Origin of the sequence: Yersinia alsatica (assembly GCF_025133195.1) — a bacterium.
GTDB classification, from domain to species: domain Bacteria; phylum Pseudomonadota; class Gammaproteobacteria; order Enterobacterales; family Enterobacteriaceae; genus Yersinia; species Yersinia alsatica.
In genome coordinates, this window is the sequence record NZ_CP104006.1 from 485291 (window position 1) to 502780 (window position 17490).

The following is a 17490-nucleotide window of genomic DNA, read 5'->3' on the forward strand; positions in this document are numbered from 1 at the left end:
CTGTAAATAGATGTAAGCCCTGCAATTTCGTTGCGGGGCTTTTTACATTTCTGGGTTAACCCCCCTGGTAAAAAATGGATACGAAGCAGCAAGCTGGTTTAGGTATTTTTTTGGCACTAACCACTGCCGTATTCTGGGGTGCCTTGCCGATTGCAATGAAGCAAGTGCTCGAAGTTATGGAGCCTTATACCATTGTTTGGTATCGCTTTATGATGGCAGCTATCGGCTTGGGGATTATTCTGGCTTCGCGTCGTCAGTTGCCCTCTCTTAAACTTTTTCGCCAACGTCGCTGGTTGGTATTACTGATTATTGCGACCTGTGGCTTGCTGGGGAATTTCATCTTCTTCAGCTCATCATTACAATATCTTAGTCCGACGACATCTCAGGTTATCGGGCAGCTTTCACCGGTTGGGATGATGGTTGCCAGTGTCCTGATTTTAAAGGAGCGGATGCGCATCAGCCAAGTTATTGGCGCGGGTATGTTGATTTGCGGCCTGTTGTTATTTTTTAACACCAGTCTGCATGAAATCTTTACTCGGCTGACGGATTACACTCTTGGTGTGGTATTAGGCATCTGTGCGGCGGTGGTCTGGGTCAGCTATGGTGTCGCTCAGAAGGTGCTATTAAGGCGTATGGCATCGCAACAAATCTTATTATTGTTGTACACTTTATGTGCAATAGCACTGTTCCCATTAGCGAAGCCAGCCGTTATTTTGCAGCTAAATGGGTGGCAACTTGCCTGTTTACTGTTCTGTGGGGTTAACACCCTGGTTGGCTACGGCGCTTTGGCTGAAGCCATGGCGCGCTGGCAGGCAGCGCAGGTAAGCGCTCTCGTCACTTTGACGCCGCTGTTTACCTTGTTTTTTTCAATTTTATTGGCGCTGGCCTGGCCAGATATGTTTGCCGCACCTTCCCTCAACTTTGTGGGATACGTCGGCGCATTCGTGGTAGTGGCAGGTGCAATGTTTTCCGCAATTGGGCACCGTTGGTGGCCACGTCGGACAGAAATAAATCAGGTTGCTCGGTAAAAATAGCAGCTTGATGAATGAGTTACGGAGAAAGTAAATGAAGTTTGTAGATGAAGCTACGATTCTGGTTGTAGCCGGCGACGGTGGGAACGGTTGTGTCAGTTTCCGTCGCGAAAAATATATTCCTAATGGCGGCCCTGACGGTGGTGATGGTGGCGACGGCGGTGATATTTACCTGCTGGCTGATGAAAACCTCAATACCTTGATCGACTACCGTTTTGTGAAATCTTTCCGCGCTGAGCGTGGGCAGAATGGTCAGAGCCGTGACTGTACCGGGAGACGTGGCCAAGATATCACCATTAAAGTTCCGGTCGGTACTCGTGTACTGGACCAAGGAACCGGCGAGATTTTGGGTGATATGACCCGTCACGGTCAGCGCCTGATGGTCGCGAAAGGGGGTTTCCACGGCTTAGGTAACACCCGTTTCAAATCTTCAGTAAACCGTGCTCCACGTCAGAAAACCATGGGCACCGAAGGCGAGACACGCGATCTGACGTTAGAGCTGCTGTTGCTGGCTGATGTCGGTATGTTGGGGCTGCCTAATGCCGGTAAGTCGACCTTTATCCGTGCCGTTTCTGCCGCGAAACCAAAAGTGGCTGATTATCCATTTACCACCCTGATCCCAAGTCTGGGTGTGGTACGTATGGATCACGAGCAGAGCTTTGTGGTGGCCGATATTCCAGGGCTGATTGAAGGCGCTTCAGAAGGTGCTGGCCTGGGTATTCGCTTCCTGAAACATCTGGAACGTTGCCGCGTATTGTTGCATTTAGTGGATTTAGCACCGATTGATGAATCTGATCCGGTCGAAAATGCCAAAATCATTATTAATGAGTTGCAGCAGTACAGTGAGAACCTTGCTGAGAAGCCACGCTGGCTTGTTTTCAACAAGATCGACCTGGTAGACCCGGAAGAAGCTGAAGCACGCGCTAAAGCGATCGTAGAAGCTCTGGGATGGGAAGATAAGTATTATATGATCTCGGCGGCGAATCGCGAAAATGTGAATGCGTTATGCTGGGATGTAATGAACTTCCTTAACTCGCAACCCAAAGCGATGGCTATTACTGAAAGCGCGCCAGAAAAAGTTGAATTCATGTGGGATGATTATCACCGTGAACAACTGGCTGAAGTGGAAGCCGAAGCGGAAGCCGAAGACGATGATGATTGGGATGAAGAAGATGATGACGGCGTAGAGTTTATCTACGAGCGTTAAGTCCCACAGCAGTGATTGGTTAATAGCGTCAGATGTGAACAAGGGCTGCCATTCGTGGTGGCCCTTTTGTTTAATCTACGGAGAGTTAACGATGAGTCGTTGTCGGTATCCAGCATTGTGCCACTAACCCGGAGCGGTCAAGGCGGTTCTCCAGTGTCAGCCGGCCTTGGTGCAATTGGGCAATGCGGATAACAATATTTAGCCCTAAGCCACTGCCACCATAGCGTTGGTCCATACGGCGAAATGCTTGTGTCAGTTCACCTGCTTGTTCCGGTTTTATTCCCGGACCTTCATCAATGACTTGCAATACTGTGCCCTGTGCATCAGCGGCAATATTGACGGATATTTGGCTACCAACCGGGCTATAGCGATGGGCATTTTCGACCAAATTACGCAGCATCAAACGTAGTAGTGTGGCGTCGCCCTGAGTTTGAGCATGGGGAGGAATTTTCCACTGCAAGGTCTGTTGGCGAAGCGCACACATTTCTGTGAGCTCCTCTTGCAATGGTTGCACCACATTTTCAACCCAGTCCAATGTCTGATAAAGCCCGCTGGCAAAATTTTGCCCAGCTCTGGACAGCATCAGCAATTGCTCAATGGTATGTATTAATAAATCAATGCGGCTGATGAGCGGCTTACTTTCAGCAATACCTTGCTGCTCCATCAACTCAAGATGCAACCGAATACCGGCAAGAGGAGTGCGTAGCTCATGTGCCGCATCGGCAGTAAACAGGCGTTCCTGCTGGATGGTATTGGCGAGCCGGGATAACAGTTGATTGAGTGTTGAGGTGACAGAGACTATTTCTTGCATGTCACTGTTTACAACAACCGGGGTGAGATTATCAGCCGAACGCTCAGCTAATTTCTGCTGTAATTGATCCAGTGGCCGAATGATCCAACTGATCGCCCAGAACGAGAGCAATAGGGTGATGGCCATCATGATAAGTGACGGCGCAAGCAGTGAAGCAATAGCCTCGGCTATTTCGGTATCCACTCGCTCATTGCGCACTTTTGCACTGAGAGTTTCATCAACCAGGAAGCTAATTTGTTCTTGGCTTTCATGCCAGAGCCAGAATGCACTGATCAACTGAGTAACCAGTAATATTAACGCCAACATTAAAATAAGACGACGGCGCATACTGATCATCATAGAATTTCCAGTCGATAGCCGATGCCGCGCACCGTCCGGATACGATCTTTGCCCAATTTACGTCGTAGGTTATGAATATGCACTTCCAGCGTGTTGGAACCGAGATCATCATTCCAGGTATAAAGATCCTGTTGCAGCATTTCACGATTGACGGTTTGACCGGCTCGCATAATTAACCGTGAGAGAATGGCAAACTCCTTGGGAGTCACTTCCAACGGTTGGCCCTGCAAACAGACCTGCTGCGTTGATAAGTTAAGACTCAGGTCATCTTGCTGCACCAGATTGTCACTCTGCCCTTGATAGCGGCGGATCAGCGCCCGGACGCGCGCCAGTAACTCGGCTAACGCGAAAGGTTTTATCAGATAATCATCAGCGCCAGCATCTAACCCATCAACCCGGTCTTCAAGTGCATCGCGAGCAGTGAGGATCAGGACCGGCAGCGTGATATGTTGGCGACGCCATTGGCGCAATAATACGGTACCATCCTGATCCGGCAATCCGAGGTCGAGGATTACCATGCTGTACTGACTGGTTAGCAATAAACTGTGCGCCTCGGCTGCGGTACCGGCACAATCGCAGGCGTAACCCCCGTTGGTCAGTGCCATCGCTATCCCTTGCTGCAGCAGTTCGTCATCTTCAACAATCAGTAGTTTCATGGTTCTCAGTTATTCTGATAAATGTCTTTATACAGGCGACTTTCGAAACGAACCAAAGGTGCCCGGCGATTTTTTTGATCTTCGGGAGGCACTGCATAGCCCGACAAGAATTGGACAAATGCCATACGTTGCCCACTGGCGGTAGTAATAAATCCAGCCAGATTATATACGCCTTGTAATGCCCCAGTTTTAGCCGAAACCTTACCATCTACCCCCGCTTCGTGTAGCCCACCGCGATAACGTAATGTGCCGTCATAGCCTGATAATGGCAGCATTGAGATAAAGTTAAGCTCTTGGTCATGCTGAGCAATATATTGCAGTGCCTGCATCATGGTTGCCGGTGAAATCAGGTTATGGCGTGATAATCCCGAACCATCCACGACAATACTGTTCCCCAGATCCACACCCGCTTTTTGGCGTAAAACCTGACGGACAGCATCAGCGCCGGCACGCCATGTACCCGGCACCCCAAAACGCTGATGGCCAATCGTTCTGAACACGGTATCGGCAATCATATTGTCAGATTTTTTCAACATGATTTTTAGCAAGTCATGTAGCGGCGCGGATTGTGCTTGTGCTAGCACGGTTCCTGCTGCATTTGGCGTAGTTTGGCGGCGCAAACTGCCGTCAATTTGGATCTCTGCTCTCTTCAGTTCATCTTTCAAAATAGCCCCGGCATAGCTGGCACCATTTTGTACCGCAAAGGCCAATGGCAGCGGTTCGCTACGTTGTGTCAGGCAACCGGTAAGTGTGAAGCGGTTTAATTCACCTGGAACAACGTCTAACTCGCAATATTGTGCATCTGGCGAGCCTTTGGCTAAGGTACGAACTTCACTGAACATCTGCACTGGGTAATAGGAGGCAACACGAATAAATGCCATATCACCGGGATTGGGGGCGCTATAGAGAGAGACAGAAAAACAGTTACGGTCGACAATAGCCGCCGCTGGTGGGGCACTAAAGCATTGCGTCATGTCATTCCACGGCCAACCAGGGGCTTTGTCATGACTGGCAAAAACCGACGTATCAATGATCAAATCGCCTGCTATTTGCTTCACACCTGCTTTTCTTAGTGTCGCTACCATATTACGCAACTGCTGACGTGTTAAGGTGGGGTCGCCATCAAAACGCGCAATTAAATTGCCACGTAATACCCCATCGGTGATCGTACCGTGGCTTTCTAATGTGGTATTGAAGCGAAAATCAGGGCCAAGCTGTAATAGCGCGGCCAGCGCCGTCAGGACTTTTTGTGTACTGGCGGGCAGGGCCATTTGCTGGGCGTGATAGTCTATTGCCGGGGTGGTAGCCCCGATTTTTTGTACTACTAACGCAAGATTTGCCCCATCAGGCAGATATTGTGTGTAATTCTCAACCTGAGCCGCATTGGCGTTAGATATGCTGATATTGAGCGCAATAGCACAGGCCAATCCACTGACAATTCGTGAAAAATGCATAATTTCGGTATAACTGCTGAATAACGTGTTGCCATACTACGGTGCAACGAGGGCGAAAGTAAACGATGACCCTAAAGGAACTCTACGTTAAAATGCATATCAAAATGCAAAATTGATCCTGACTTGGGGTTTTGGCTCCGGGGGTGATTTTTTTTGTTTATCGCCTGGAGGCGGGTAGGGCATCAGGCTAGCCGCATTTTCATTCGAAAACGTTAGGATGACGGCTTTTTGAACAGGATAGATTTAGAGGTATTTAAAAGATGAAACAGATTCCGATGACGGTACGTGGCGCAGATAAATTGCGTGAAGAACTGGATTATTTAAAGGGCGTGCGTCGGCCTAAAATTATTTCTGATATTGCTGATGCCCGTGAGCATGGCGATTTAAAAGAAAATGCGGAATATCATGCAGCCCGCGAGCAGCAAGGGTTCTGTGAAGGCCGTATTCAAGAAATTGAAGCCAAGCTTTCTAATGCGCAGGTTATTGATATCACCAAAATGCCAAATAACGGCCGCGTTATTTTTGGCGCGACGGTGCGTGTATTAAATGTAGATAGCGAAGAAGAGCAGCAATACCGGATTGTGGGTGATGACGAAGCTGATTTTAAACAAAATCTTATTTCAGTTAACTCACCTATTGCTCGTGGCCTGATTGGTAAAGAAGTCGATGATGTGGTTGTTATTCGTACTCCAGGCGGCGAAGTAGAATATGAAATTCTTCATGTAGATTATGTGTAATACTTGTCCATCTGAATAGTAAGTACACATTTTTTATAAGAAATGAAGTTGTAAAGAAAAGTAAAAGGCCGCTCGCGGCCTTTTATCAGAACAAAGTGCATGGCACCTTTTCTATAAAACAGGCGTCATTAACGCGGTAAAATAATCTTGCGCTCTTTTGCTGGGCGATAGAGCACTAAAATATTACCGATGATTTGGACGTTAACGGCACCGGTCTCACGCACGATGGCATCAGCAATTAGGGCTTTGGTTTCACGCTCTTCAGCAGTGATCTTCACCTTAATAAGTTCATGATGTTCCAGCGTTTGTTCGATTTCAGCCAGCACCCCTTCGGTTAGCCCGTTATTGCCCAGCATTACTACTGGTTTTAACGGATGGGCCAAGCTTTTCAGGTGCTGTTTTTGTTTGTTATTCAGATTCATCGTCTTTTTTGCTTAAGTTGGGATTGAAAACGGTTCATTCTACCGCCATCTCATGTGTATCACCAAATCGGTCTACGTCGATTGGGGAGTTTACGCGAGCTAAGCAATAGATGCGCGGGCTCTTAATTAAGATAGTTGGAAAAAGAGATGTCTAATAAAAAGCGTTCGGCTAGCTCCAGTCGCTGGTTACAAGAACACTTTAGCGATAAATATGTAATTCAGGCGCAGAAAAAGGGGCTACGCTCCCGCGCCTGGTTTAAACTTGATGAAATACAACAGAGCGATAAGATTTTTAAACCGGGTATGACAGTCGTGGATTTAGGTGCTGCGCCTGGTGGTTGGTCCCAATATGTTGTAACCCAGATCGGTGGTAAAGGGCGGATCATCGCATGTGATCTTCTACCAATGGATCCTATCGTTGGTGTCGATTTCCTTCAGGGCGATTTTCGTGATGAACTGGTCCTGAAAGCTTTGCTTGAGCGTGTTGGGGATAAAAAAGTTCAGGTGGTCATGTCTGATATGGCCCCGAATATGAGTGGTACTCCGGCAGTCGATATACCTAAATCAATGTATCTGGTTGAATTAGCATTGGAAATGTGTCGTGATGTACTTGCACCAGGCGGAAGTTTCCTGGTGAAGGTGTTCCAGGGAGATGGCTTTGATGAATACCTACGGGAAATTCGCTCCCTGTTTACGAAAGTTAAGATTCGTAAGCCAGACGCTTCTCGTGCGCGATCGCGTGAAGTGTACATTGTAGCGACAGGGCGGAAACTGTAGTACCCTAACGCTGTTTGTTAACACAGTTGTAATATGAGGTTAATCCCTTGAGTGACATGGCGAAAAACCTAATTCTCTGGTTAGTTATTGCAGTCGTATTGATGTCTGTATTCCAGAGCTTTGGACCCAGCGAATCGAATGGCCGTAGAGTGGATTACTCTACTTTCATGTCCGATGTAACCCAAGACCAGGTTCGTGAAGCACGTATCAATGGACGTGAAATTAACGTCAGTAAGAAAGATAACAGCAAATATACGACTTTCATTCCGGTCAACGATCCAAAGCTGTTAGATGTCTTATTGACTAAAAATGTGAAAGTTGTTGGCGAGCCACCGGAAGAGCCGAGCTTGCTGGCCTCTATCTTTATTTCCTGGTTCCCAATGCTGTTGCTGATTGGGGTCTGGATCTTCTTTATGCGTCAAATGCAGGGCGGTGGCGGCAAAGGGGCGATGTCCTTTGGCAAGAGCAAAGCTCGCATGCTGACAGAAGATCAGATAAAAACCTCTTTTGCTGATGTCGCCGGTTGTGATGAAGCAAAAGAAGAAGTCAGTGAATTAGTTGAATACCTGCGTGAGCCAAGCCGCTTCCAGAAACTGGGCGGTAAGATTCCGAAAGGCGTGTTGATGGTCGGGCCTCCGGGTACCGGTAAAACCTTGCTGGCGAAAGCCATTGCAGGTGAGGCTAAAGTGCCATTCTTCACTATTTCCGGTTCTGACTTCGTAGAAATGTTCGTCGGTGTGGGTGCATCCCGTGTCCGTGACATGTTTGAACAGGCTAAGAAAGCCGCGCCTTGTATCATCTTTATCGATGAGATTGATGCGGTAGGCCGTCAGCGTGGTGCAGGTCTGGGTGGTGGTCATGACGAACGTGAACAGACGCTGAACCAAATGTTGGTTGAGATGGATGGCTTTGAAGGTAATGAAGGCATCATCGTCATCGCGGCAACTAACCGTCCAGACGTTCTTGACCCAGCGTTACTGCGTCCAGGCCGTTTCGACCGTCAGGTTGTGGTTGGCTTACCAGACGTCCGTGGCCGTGAACAGATTCTGAAAGTTCATATGCGTCGCGTGCCATTAGATATCGATATTGATGCTTCAGTTATCGCTCGTGGTACACCAGGTTTCTCTGGTGCCGACTTGGCTAACTTGGTAAACGAAGCTGCGCTGTTTGCTGCTCGCGGTAACAAGCGCGTCGTTTCGATGGTTGAGTTCGAGAAAGCGAAAGACAAAATTATGATGGGTGCGGAACGTCGCTCCATGGTAATGACAGAAGCGCAGAAAGAATCGACGGCATATCATGAAGCAGGGCATGCGATCATTGGTCGTTTGGTACCTGAACATGACCCAGTACATAAAGTGACCATCATTCCACGTGGTCGTGCATTGGGTGTGACATTCTTCCTGCCGGAAGGTGATGCTATCAGTGCCAGCCGCCAGAAACTGGAAAGCCAGATTTCTACTTTGTATGGTGGTCGTCTTGCTGAAGAAATCATTTATGGTCCGGAAAAAGTTTCTACCGGCGCATCAAATGATATCAAAGTGGCTACGTCTATTGCGCGTAACATGGTGACACAGTGGGGCTTCTCCGAGAAACTGGGGCCATTGCTGTATGCTGAAGAAGAGGGCGAAGTGTTCCTTGGTCGCTCTATGGCGAAACCTAAGCATATGTCCGATGAAACCGCGCGTATTATCGATCAGGAAGTTAAAGTACTTATCGAGCGTAACTACGAGCGTGCACATAAATTGCTTTTAGAAAACATGGATGTATTGCACTCCATGAAAGATGCGCTGATGAAGTATGAAACCATTGATGCACCACAGATTGATGATTTGATGAATCGCAAAGAAGTCCGTCCGCCAGCCGGTTGGGATGATGCGAACAAAAATAAATCAACTGACAATGATAGTACGCCAAAGGCTCCTACGCCGGTTGATGAACCGCGTACCCCAACGCCAGGCAATACAATGTCAGAGCAGTTGGGCGATAAGTAAGTCTACTGTTGGCATCTAAAAGCGTTGTGATTAATATAAACCCCGAGCTTGCTCGGGGTTTTTCTTTTTCTGTTGTATAGAATCAAAGTGAATTGCCACTTTAAGGCGCTATTGCATGAAATTAATTGCCAGAGATCGGGTTTTGGATCTCACTCATCCGCAGGTTATGGGTATCCTGAATGTCACCCCGGATTCATTTTCGGATGGCGGGCATCACAATAATCTTGATAAAGCGCTGCAACATGCTCAACTGATGTTATCAGCAGGTGCTACGCTGATTGATATTGGTGGTGAATCTACCCGCCCCGGGGCTGCTGAAGTCAGTGAACAAGAAGAACTTGACCGAGTGGTGCCTGTGGTAGAAGCGTTGGCAAAACGTTTTGATGTCTGGCTATCGGTTGATACATCTAAAGCGGCTGTTATCACCGAATCGGCTGGTGTTGGTGCTCACTTAATTAATGATATTCGTTCATTACAAGAACCCGGCGCGCTTGATGCCGCCGCAAAAACCGGGTTGCCGGTATGCCTGATGCATATGCAAGGGCAACCACAAAGTATGCAGCAATCTCCCCATTACGATGACTTAATGGCCGATGTAAATCAGTTCTTTGAGCACCATATCGAGCGTTGTGTTGCGGCCGGTATCGCAAAAAGTAAATTGTTACTCGACCCAGGCTTCGGTTTCGGTAAAAATCTGGCGCATAATTACCAGCTATTGGCACATCTGGCTGAACTTAACCATTTTGGATTGCCACTGTTGGTGGGGATGTCACGGAAATCGATGGTAGGTCAGCTGTTGAATGTCCCGCCACAACAGCGGGTCATCGGGAGTGTCGCTTGCGCTGTTATTGCAGCAATGCAAGGCGCGCAGATTGTCAGAGTGCATGATGTCAAAGAAACTGTCGAGGCGATGCGTATCGTCGAGGCAACACTTTCAGCGAAGGGATAAACAAAAATTATGAGTAACCGTAAATACTTTGGTACAGATGGCATTCGCGGCAAAGTGGGTGACAGCCCGATTACGCCAGATTTTGTATTAAAGCTCGGCTGGGCCGCCGGTAAGGTGCTGGCTCGACATGGTTCTCGTAAAATTATCATTGGGAAGGATACGCGTATTTCTGGCTATATGCTGGAGTCCGCACTTGAAGCTGGCCTGGCTGCCGCTGGGTTATCTGCCTCATTTACTGGCCCAATGCCGACACCTGCAGTGGCTTATTTGACCCGAACTTTCCGCGCGGAAGCCGGTATCGTTATTTCGGCATCTCATAATCCTTTCTACGACAACGGCATTAAATTCTTCTCAATTGACGGCACTAAACTGCCGGATGATGTGGAAGAAGCCATTGAAGCCGAAATGGAAAAACCCTTAACCTGCGTAGAGTCCGCAGAGTTGGGTAAAGCAAACCGCATTGTGGATGCCGCGGGGCGTTACATTGAGTTTTGCAAAGGGACATTCCCCAGTGAACTCAGCTTAAATGAGCTGAAAATTGTGGTCGATTGCGCCAATGGCGCCACTTACCACATCGCGCCAAGTGTCTTGCGTGAATTGGGCGCAACCGTGATTACCATTGGTTGTGAGCCTGATGGTATGAACATCAACGAAGAATGTGGCGCTACAGATGTTCGTTTGCTGCAACAGCGAGTGCTTGCCGAAGGTGCCCATGTTGGTTTGGCATTTGACGGTGACGGCGACCGGTTGATGATGGTCGATCACTTGGGTAACAAGGTTGATGGCGACCAGATCCTCTATATTATTGCGCGAGAAGGGCTGCGTCAGGGGCAACTGAAAGGTGGGGCGGTAGGCACACTGATGAGCAATATGGGGCTGCAATTGGCGCTGAAAGAACTAGGCATTCCTTTTGTTCGTGCCAAAGTCGGCGACCGCTACGTTCTGGAAGCTATGCAAGAAAAAGGCTGGCGTATTGGTGCTGAAAACTCAGGCCATGTCATCCTGTTGGATAAAACCACAACCGGTGATGGCATTGTGGCTGGCTTACAGGTACTTACTGCGATGGTGCGTAACCATATGAGTCTGCACGATCTGTGTAGCGGCATGAAGTTATTGCCACAAATTTTAGTGAATGTGCGTTTCTCGGGCGAACATAACCCACTGAAATCAGAGAAAGTTGAAGAAGTGACTCGCCAGGTTGAAAAAGAGCTGGGTGATCGTGGCAGGGTTCTGTTGCGTAAATCAGGTACTGAGCCATTAATCCGAGTCATGGTTGAAGGTGATGCGGAAGAATCACTGATTGCTGAAATGGCGAATCGAATTGCTGATGCAGTGAAAGCCGCAGGTTAACCATTTTTGCGGGGGAAGGGAGTCACTCTTCCCCTCTAAATTATGCTGAAGTTGAATAACTTGACGCTTTTTTCCGCAAATGAACCTCTGTTGTGAAATTGCCCTTGCGTGTACTAGACGCTTTGGTTAGTATTCACACCCGCTTAAGTGGGTGAATAAGTCCCCGCTTGATGGGTGAGAAGCATTTGGCATGCGGTGAACCCGCAAGGATACAGGTACAAATATGTACGAAGCTCTTCTGGTTATTTTCTTGCTGATTTCGATTGGGCTAGTAGCTCTGATCATGTTACAGCAAGGCAAAGGCGCGGATATGGGAGCCTCATTCGGAGCAGGTGCTTCTGCAACTCTGTTCGGTTCGAATGGTTCCGGTAACTTTATGACCCGTATGACGGCTGTATTGGCGACGCTGTTTTTCGTCATTAGCTTGATTTTGGGAAATATGAGCACCAACCAGGGCAATAAAGGTAGCGAATGGGAAAACTTGGGTCAGCCAGCAAAAACTGAGCAGACTACAGCGCCTGTAGCTCCGACTAAGCCGAGTAGTGATATCCCGCAGTAATGTTTCAAAAGCAGTAAAATAGAAAGAAAGATAGAAAGTTTTAAAATGGTTGTGATGACTTAAACAGTAAAAACAACCATTTGAATCAGTGCCGGGGTGGTGGAATTGGTAGACACGCTACCTTGAGGTGGTAGTGCCCGATTGGGCTTACGGGTTCAAGTCCCGTCCTCGGTACCAAATCAGACAGATAACTTGCTTTTTTGTCGTTATCAACGTAATATTTGCCACGTTTTCGGACGCGGGGTGGAGCAGCCTGGTAGCTCGTCGGGCTCATAACCCGAAGGTCGTCGGTTCAAATCCGGCCCCCGCAACCACTTTCCTAAAGTGTTTTTTTTCAAATGTTGTATTCGGTAGACCTCAGATACTTTCGATTTCAATTTGAAAAAAATACTTGTCAGAAAGTTGTACCGAAGCCGCTTTGCGGCAAACAGGGTCCAGTTGCATAAAGCCCCGAATTTCGGGGTTTTTTGTTATTTGACAGCAGAATCACTGGGCTATTAGGCCCTTTTTTTATGTCTTGGGGGTGGGCTTGTCCACATTAGAACAAAAGTTAACAGAGATAATTTCAGCACCGGTTGAGGCCTTAGGCTATGAATTAGTCGGCATCGAGTTCATCCGGGGGCGCCAATCGACGCTACGAATCTATATTGATAGTGACGACGGAATCACTGTTGATGCTTGTGCTGATGTCAGCCACCAGGTCAGCGCTGTATTGGACGTAGAAGATCCAATTACGGTCGCTTACAACTTAGAAGTTTCCTCTCCGGGCCTTGATCGCCCAATGTTCACTGCTGAACACTATACTCGTTACCTTGGTGAAGAAGTCACTTTGGTGCTGCGTATGGCAATGCAGAACCGCCGTAAATGGCAGGGCATTATCAAAGCCGTTGATGGTGAAATGATCACGGTTACTGTGGATGGAAAAGATGAAGTGTTCGCGCTGAGCAACATCCAGAAAGCGAACCTGGTACCCCACTTTTAAAGTTTGGATGAGGCAACTAGGATGAACAAAGAGATTCTGGCTGTTGTAGAAGCAGTTTCCAATGAGAAATCCCTTCCGCGCGAGAAGATTTTTGAGGCGTTGGAAACCGCTCTAGCGACAGCGACCAAGAAAAAATACGAACAAGAAATTGAAGTTCGCGTCAGCATCGACCGTAAAACCGGTGATTTCGACACCTTCCGTCGTTGGGTTGCTGTTGACGAAGTCACGATGCCAACACGTGAAATCACAATAGAGGCAGCTCAGTTTGAAGATCCTTCGCTCCAGTTGGGCGATTATGTTGAAGATCAAATTGAATCTGTCACTTTTGACCGCATTACCACTCAAACCGCCAAGCAAGTTATCGTACAAAAAGTACGTGAAGCTGAACGCGCTATGGTGGTTGAACAGTTCCGCCAATACTTGGGCGAAATTGTTACCGGTACAGTGAAAAAAGTTAACCGCGACAGTATTGCCCTAGATTTGGGTAATAATGCCGAAGCAGTTATTGGCCGCGAAGACATGCTACCGCGTGAAAACTTCCGTCCAGGCGACCGTATCCGTGGTGTTCTGTATGATGTGCGTCCAGAAGCTCGCGGCGCTCAGCTGTTTGTGAGCCGCTCACGCCCTGAAATGCTGGTTGAACTGTTCCGTATTGAAGTGCCAGAAATTGGCGAAGAATTGATCGAAATTAAAGCAGCTGCTCGTGATCCGGGTTCGCGTGCTAAAATTGCGGTTAAAACCAACGACAAACGTATCGATCCTGTCGGTGCTTGTGTTGGTATGCGTGGTGCCCGTGTTCAAGCTGTTTCCAGCGAACTTGGCGGCGAGCGCATTGATATTGTATTGTGGGATGATAATCCAGCCCAGTTTGTTATTAATGCCATGGCGCCAGCTGATGTTGCGTCAATTGTGGTTGATGAAGACAAACACACGATGGATGTTGCCGTTGAAGCCAGTAACCTGGCACAGGCAATCGGCCGTAATGGCCAGAATGTGCGTTTAGCTGCACAGCTGAGTGGCTGGGAACTGAACGTAATGACGGCGGACGATCTTCAGGCGAAGCATCAGGCCGAGGCTCATGCCGCTATTGATACCTTCACCAAATATCTTGATATCGATGAGGACTTTGCCACCGTTCTGGTAGAGGAAGGTTTCTCTTCTCTGGAAGAATTGGCTTACGTGCCAATGAAAGAACTTCTGGAAATCGATGGTCTTGACGAAGATACGGTTGAAGCGCTGCGTGACCGCGCCAAAGCTGCATTGACCACGCTGGCCCTGGCACAAGAAGAAAGTCTTGGCGACCAAAAACCCGCTGATGATCTGCTGAATTTAGCGGGTCTGGAACGTAGCATGGCATTCAAATTGGCTGCGCGCGGTGTGTGTACGCTGGAAGATCTTGCCGAGCAGGGTATCGACGATCTGGCAGATATTGAAGGGCTTAGCGATGAGCAAGCCGGCGAGCTGATTATGGCTGCACGTAATATCTGTTGGTTTGGCGATAACGCGTAATAAACTGTAGCAGGAAGGAACAGCATGACAGATGTAACCGTAAAATCGCTGGCAGCTGAGATTCAGACCCCAGTTGATCGCCTGGTACAGCAATTTGCTGATGCAGGGATCAAGAAGTCTGAAGTAGACTCAGTTACCCAGCAAGAAAAAGAGACACTGCTGGCACACTTAAACCGTGAACACGGTAGTGCGCCTAACAAACTCACGCTGCAACGCAAAACGCGTAGCACCTTGAATATTCCGAGCACCGGCGGAAAAAGTAAATCGGTGCAAATCGAGGTCCGCAAGAAACGCACTTATGTAAATACGCCGGAAGCTGAACAAGCGAAAGCGGAAGAGCAGGCACAGCGTGAAGCGGAAGAGCAGGCACAACGTGAAGCGGAAGCAGCAGCGCAGAAAATCGCTGAAGAAAAAGCTAAACGAGCGGCCGAAGAACAAGCCAAACGTGAGGCCGCTGAAAAAGCTAAACGCCAAGCAGCGGAAAAAGAAAAAGTGACGAATCAACAAACCGACGAAAAAACCAAGCCAGCTCAGACTGATAAAGCACGCCGTGAAGCTGAAGCTGCCGAGCTGAAACGCTCTGTAGAAGAAGAAACACGCCGTAAGGTCGAAGAAGACGCTAAACGCGTTGCTGAGGAAGCCCGTAAAATGGCAGCCGAAAACGAAGGTAAATGGCCAGAACCTGTGGCAGAGCAGACTGAATCTGCTGATTACCATGTGACCACTTCACAACATGCGCGCGCCGCGGAAGATGAAAACGACGCCAAAGTTGAAGGTGATCGCCGTAGCCGCACTCGTGGTGGTAAAGCAACTAAGCAGAAGAAAGGCAATAAACTCTCCGAGTCTAAAGCTGATCGCGAAGAAGCACGTGCTGTTGGCCGTAAAGGCAAACGTAAACCAAGCACCTTGCAGCAGAGCTTCAACAAGCCTGTTGTGGCAGTTAACCGCGACGTCGTCATTGGCGAGACAGTAACTGTTGCTGAATTGGCAAACAAAATGGCTGTTAAAGGCTCTCAGGTCATCAAAGCAATGATGAAACTGGGCGCAATGGCAACCATTAACCAGGTTATCGATCAGGAAACAGCCCAGCTGGTTGCTGAAGAGATGGGCCACAAAGTGATTCTGCGTCGTGAAAACGAACTGGAAGAAGCACTGATGAGCGACCGTGATACTGGCGCTGAAGCCGCTGCCGAGCATCGCGCTCCGGTTGTGACCATCATGGGCCACGTTGACCACGGTAAAACCTCTCTGCTGGATTACATCCGTTCCACGAAAGTGGCATCAGGTGAAGCCGGTGGTATTACTCAGCACATCGGTGCTTATCACGTTGAAACTGAAAACGGCATGATCACCTTCCTGGATACTCCAGGACACGCCGCATTTACTTCAATGCGTGCTCGTGGTGCTCAAGCGACTGATATCGTAGTGCTGGTTGTTGCAGCCGACGATGGCGTGATGCCACAGACTATCGAAGCTATTCAGCATGCCAAAGCGGCGAACGTGCCGGTTGTGGTAGCAGTGAACAAAATCGATAAGCCAGCCGCTGATCCAAACCGTGTTAAAACTGAATTGATTCAACACGGTATCATATCCGAAGATTTTGGCGGCGATGTTCCATTCATCGAGGTATCTGCGAAAGTCGGTACGGGTATTGATAACTTGCTACAAGCAATTCTGCTGCAAGCAGAAGTCATGGAACTGAAAGCAGTTCGTACTGGCATGGCAAGCGGTGTGGTTATCGAATCCTTCTTGGATAAAGGCCGTGGCCCAGTTGCTACCGTGCTGGTTCAACAAGGTACTCTGAACAAAGGCGATATCGTACTGTGTGGCTTTGAGTATGGCCGCGTGCGTGCGATGCGTGACGAGCTGGGCCGTGATATCACGTCTGCGGGTCCGTCTATTCCAGTTGAAATCCTGGGTCTGTCCAGTGTTCCGGCTGCTGGTGACGAAGTTACCGTAGTGCGTGACGAGAAAAAAGCGCGTGAAGTTGCACTGTATCGTCAGGGCAAATTCCGTGAAGTTAAGCTGGCTCGTCAGCAGAAATCCAAGCTGGAAAACATGTTTGCTAACATGACCGAAGGCGAAGTTTCTGAACTGAATATCGTCATCAAGTCTGACGTACAGGGTTCTTGTGAAGCTATCTGTGATTCACTGGAAAAACTGTCTACCGATGAAGTGAAAGTCCGCATTGTTGGTTCAGGCGTTGGTGGTATCACCGAAACTGATGCAACATTGGCAGCAGCTTCTGGCGCAATCATCCTTGGCTTTAACGTCCGTGCTGATGCTTCAGCGCGTCGTGTCGTTGAAACTGAAGGCTTGGATCTGCGTTACTACTCAGTTATTTATAGCCTGATCGACGAAGTTAAGCAGGCGATGAGTGGTATGCTGGCACCTGAATACAAACAGCAAATCATTGGTTTGGCTGAAGTTCGTGATGTATTTAAATCACCGAAATTTGGCGCCATTGCTGGTTGTATGGTGACTGAAGGTGTGATTAAGCGTAACAATCCAATCCGTGTTCTGCGCGACAACGTGGTTATCTATGAAGGCGAGCTGGAGTCCCTGCGCCGCTTCAAAGATGACGTTAACGAAGTTCGTAATGGTATGGAATGTGGTATCGGCGTTAAGAACTACAATGACGTCCGTGCTGGTGATGTGATCGAAGTATTCGAAATTATCGAAATCAAACGTACCATCGCTTAACCACCTCTGATTT

The 17490-nt window shown here is 48.4% G+C and carries 15 protein-coding genes and 2 tRNA genes; 13 read left to right on the top strand and 4 right to left on the bottom strand.

Going from position 1 to position 17490, the window contains the following annotated elements; genetic code table 11:
* The first annotated feature begins 74 nt into the window (after positions 1-74).
* Together N0H69_RS02220 and cgtA are read left to right on the top strand one after the other, a co-directional pair.
* Positions 75-1028 (top strand): DMT family transporter, encoded by a 954-nt coding sequence (locus N0H69_RS02220; RefSeq protein WP_050121739.1) that lies wholly within the window; start codon positions 75-77, stop codon positions 1026-1028.
* A gap of 37 nt (positions 1029-1065) precedes the next feature.
* Positions 1066-2238, top strand: a complete 1173-nt coding sequence (gene cgtA, locus N0H69_RS02225; RefSeq protein ID WP_050152060.1) for an Obg family GTPase CgtA — start codon at positions 1066-1068, stop codon at positions 2236-2238.
* An 85-nt stretch (positions 2239-2323) separates the two neighbouring features.
* On the opposite strand, the gene pmrB is transcribed toward cgtA, so the two are convergent.
* The 3 genes from pmrB to dacB are packed head-to-tail and all read right to left on the bottom strand — an operon-like array spanning position 2324 to position 5498.
* A complete protein-coding gene (pmrB, locus tag N0H69_RS02230; RefSeq protein ID WP_050152079.1) occupies positions 2324-3385 on the bottom strand; it encodes a two-component system sensor histidine kinase PmrB in 1062 nt (353 codons plus the stop codon).
* Positions 3385-4044: a two-component system response regulator PmrA gene (gene pmrA, locus N0H69_RS02235; RefSeq protein ID WP_050152061.1), complete on the bottom strand. Its 660-nt coding sequence runs from the start codon at positions 4042-4044 to the stop codon at positions 3385-3387. Before pmrA ends, pmrB begins: the two co-directional genes overlap by 1 nt.
* Before the next feature lie 5 nt (positions 4045-4049).
* Positions 4050-5498, bottom strand: coding sequence for a serine-type D-Ala-D-Ala carboxypeptidase (dacB, locus tag N0H69_RS02240; protein WP_050121735.1), 1449 nt, complete (start codon positions 5496-5498; stop codon positions 4050-4052).
* A 260-nt stretch (positions 5499-5758) separates the two neighbouring features.
* Here dacB and greA point away from each other — a divergent pair, with 260 nt between their 5' ends.
* Positions 5759-6235, top strand: a complete 477-nt coding sequence (greA, locus tag N0H69_RS02245; protein WP_004707053.1) for a transcription elongation factor GreA — start codon at positions 5759-5761, stop codon at positions 6233-6235.
* A 128-nt stretch (positions 6236-6363) separates the two neighbouring features.
* Here greA and yhbY read toward each other — a convergent pair whose 3' ends face one another.
* Positions 6364-6657: a ribosome assembly RNA-binding protein YhbY gene (gene yhbY, locus N0H69_RS02250; protein WP_004389225.1), complete on the bottom strand. Its 294-nt coding sequence runs from the start codon at positions 6655-6657 to the stop codon at positions 6364-6366.
* A gap of 147 nt (positions 6658-6804) precedes the next feature.
* Between yhbY and rlmE the strand changes: the two genes are divergently transcribed.
* The 10 genes from rlmE to infB all read left to right on the top strand — a co-directional run bounded on the left by rlmE (position 6805) and on the right by infB (position 17477).
* Positions 6805-7434 (top strand): 23S rRNA (uridine(2552)-2'-O)-methyltransferase RlmE, encoded by a 630-nt coding sequence (gene rlmE, locus N0H69_RS02255; RefSeq protein ID WP_050110318.1) that lies wholly within the window; start codon positions 6805-6807, stop codon positions 7432-7434.
* Positions 7435-7490: 56 nt separating this feature from the next.
* A complete protein-coding gene (ftsH, locus tag N0H69_RS02260) occupies positions 7491-9425 on the top strand; it encodes an ATP-dependent zinc metalloprotease FtsH (RefSeq protein ID WP_050121734.1) in 1935 nt (644 codons plus the stop codon).
* Between the two features lie 115 nt (positions 9426-9540).
* Positions 9541-10374, top strand: a complete 834-nt coding sequence (gene folP, locus N0H69_RS02265) for a dihydropteroate synthase (RefSeq protein ID WP_050110316.1) — start codon at positions 9541-9543, stop codon at positions 10372-10374.
* A gap of 9 nt (positions 10375-10383) precedes the next feature.
* On the top strand, positions 10384-11724 hold the full coding sequence (gene glmM, locus N0H69_RS02270) for a phosphoglucosamine mutase (RefSeq protein WP_050110315.1): 1341 nt from the start codon (positions 10384-10386) through the stop codon (positions 11722-11724).
* 223 nt (positions 11725-11947) lie between these two features.
* Complete coding sequence (gene secG, locus N0H69_RS02275) at positions 11948-12283, top strand: preprotein translocase subunit SecG (protein ID WP_004707058.1); 336 nt, start codon at positions 11948-11950, stop codon at positions 12281-12283.
* Positions 12284-12373: 90 nt separating this feature from the next.
* A tRNA-Leu gene (locus N0H69_RS02280) sits at positions 12374-12460 on the top strand.
* A gap of 60 nt (positions 12461-12520) precedes the next feature.
* Positions 12521-12597 (top strand) — tRNA-Met (locus N0H69_RS02285).
* A 215-nt stretch (positions 12598-12812) separates the two neighbouring features.
* Complete coding sequence (gene rimP, locus N0H69_RS02290; RefSeq protein WP_002222054.1) at positions 12813-13265, top strand: ribosome maturation factor RimP; 453 nt, start codon at positions 12813-12815, stop codon at positions 13263-13265.
* A gap of 21 nt (positions 13266-13286) precedes the next feature.
* Positions 13287-14774, top strand: coding sequence for a transcription termination factor NusA (gene nusA, locus N0H69_RS02295; protein WP_050110314.1), 1488 nt, complete (start codon positions 13287-13289; stop codon positions 14772-14774).
* Between the two features lie 24 nt (positions 14775-14798).
* Positions 14799-17477 carry a translation initiation factor IF-2 gene (infB, locus tag N0H69_RS02300; RefSeq protein ID WP_050110313.1) on the top strand — a complete coding sequence of 893 codons (2679 nt, stop codon included), beginning with the start codon at positions 14799-14801 and terminating at the stop codon, positions 17475-17477.
* Positions 17478-17490 lie beyond the last annotated feature (13 nt).

Coding starts and splice junctions, on each gene's coding strand:
- N0H69_RS02220 (WP_050121739.1), top strand. CDS start 75: ATGGATACGAAGCAGCAAGCTGGTTTAGGTATTTTTTTGGCACTAACC.
- cgtA (WP_050152060.1), top strand. CDS start 1,066: ATGAAGTTTGTAGATGAAGCTACGATTCTGGTTGTAGCCGGCGACGGT.
- pmrB (WP_050152079.1), bottom strand. CDS start 3,385: ATGATCAGTATGCGCCGTCGTCTTATTTTAATGTTGGCGTTAATATTA.
- pmrA (WP_050152061.1), bottom strand. CDS start 4,044: ATGAAACTACTGATTGTTGAAGATGACGAACTGCTGCAGCAAGGGATA.
- dacB (WP_050121735.1), bottom strand. CDS start 5,498: ATGCATTTTTCACGAATTGTCAGTGGATTGGCCTGTGCTATTGCGCTC.
- greA (WP_004707053.1), top strand. CDS start 5,759: ATGAAACAGATTCCGATGACGGTACGTGGCGCAGATAAATTGCGTGAA.
- yhbY (WP_004389225.1), bottom strand. CDS start 6,657: ATGAATCTGAATAACAAACAAAAACAGCACCTGAAAAGCTTGGCCCAT.
- rlmE (WP_050110318.1), top strand. CDS start 6,805: ATGTCTAATAAAAAGCGTTCGGCTAGCTCCAGTCGCTGGTTACAAGAA.
- ftsH (WP_050121734.1), top strand. CDS start 7,491: ATGGCGAAAAACCTAATTCTCTGGTTAGTTATTGCAGTCGTATTGATG.
- folP (WP_050110316.1), top strand. CDS start 9,541: ATGAAATTAATTGCCAGAGATCGGGTTTTGGATCTCACTCATCCGCAG.
- glmM (WP_050110315.1), top strand. CDS start 10,384: ATGAGTAACCGTAAATACTTTGGTACAGATGGCATTCGCGGCAAAGTG.
- secG (WP_004707058.1), top strand. CDS start 11,948: ATGTACGAAGCTCTTCTGGTTATTTTCTTGCTGATTTCGATTGGGCTA.
- nusA (WP_050110314.1), top strand. CDS start 13,287: ATGAACAAAGAGATTCTGGCTGTTGTAGAAGCAGTTTCCAATGAGAAA.
- infB (WP_050110313.1), top strand. CDS start 14,799: ATGACAGATGTAACCGTAAAATCGCTGGCAGCTGAGATTCAGACCCCA.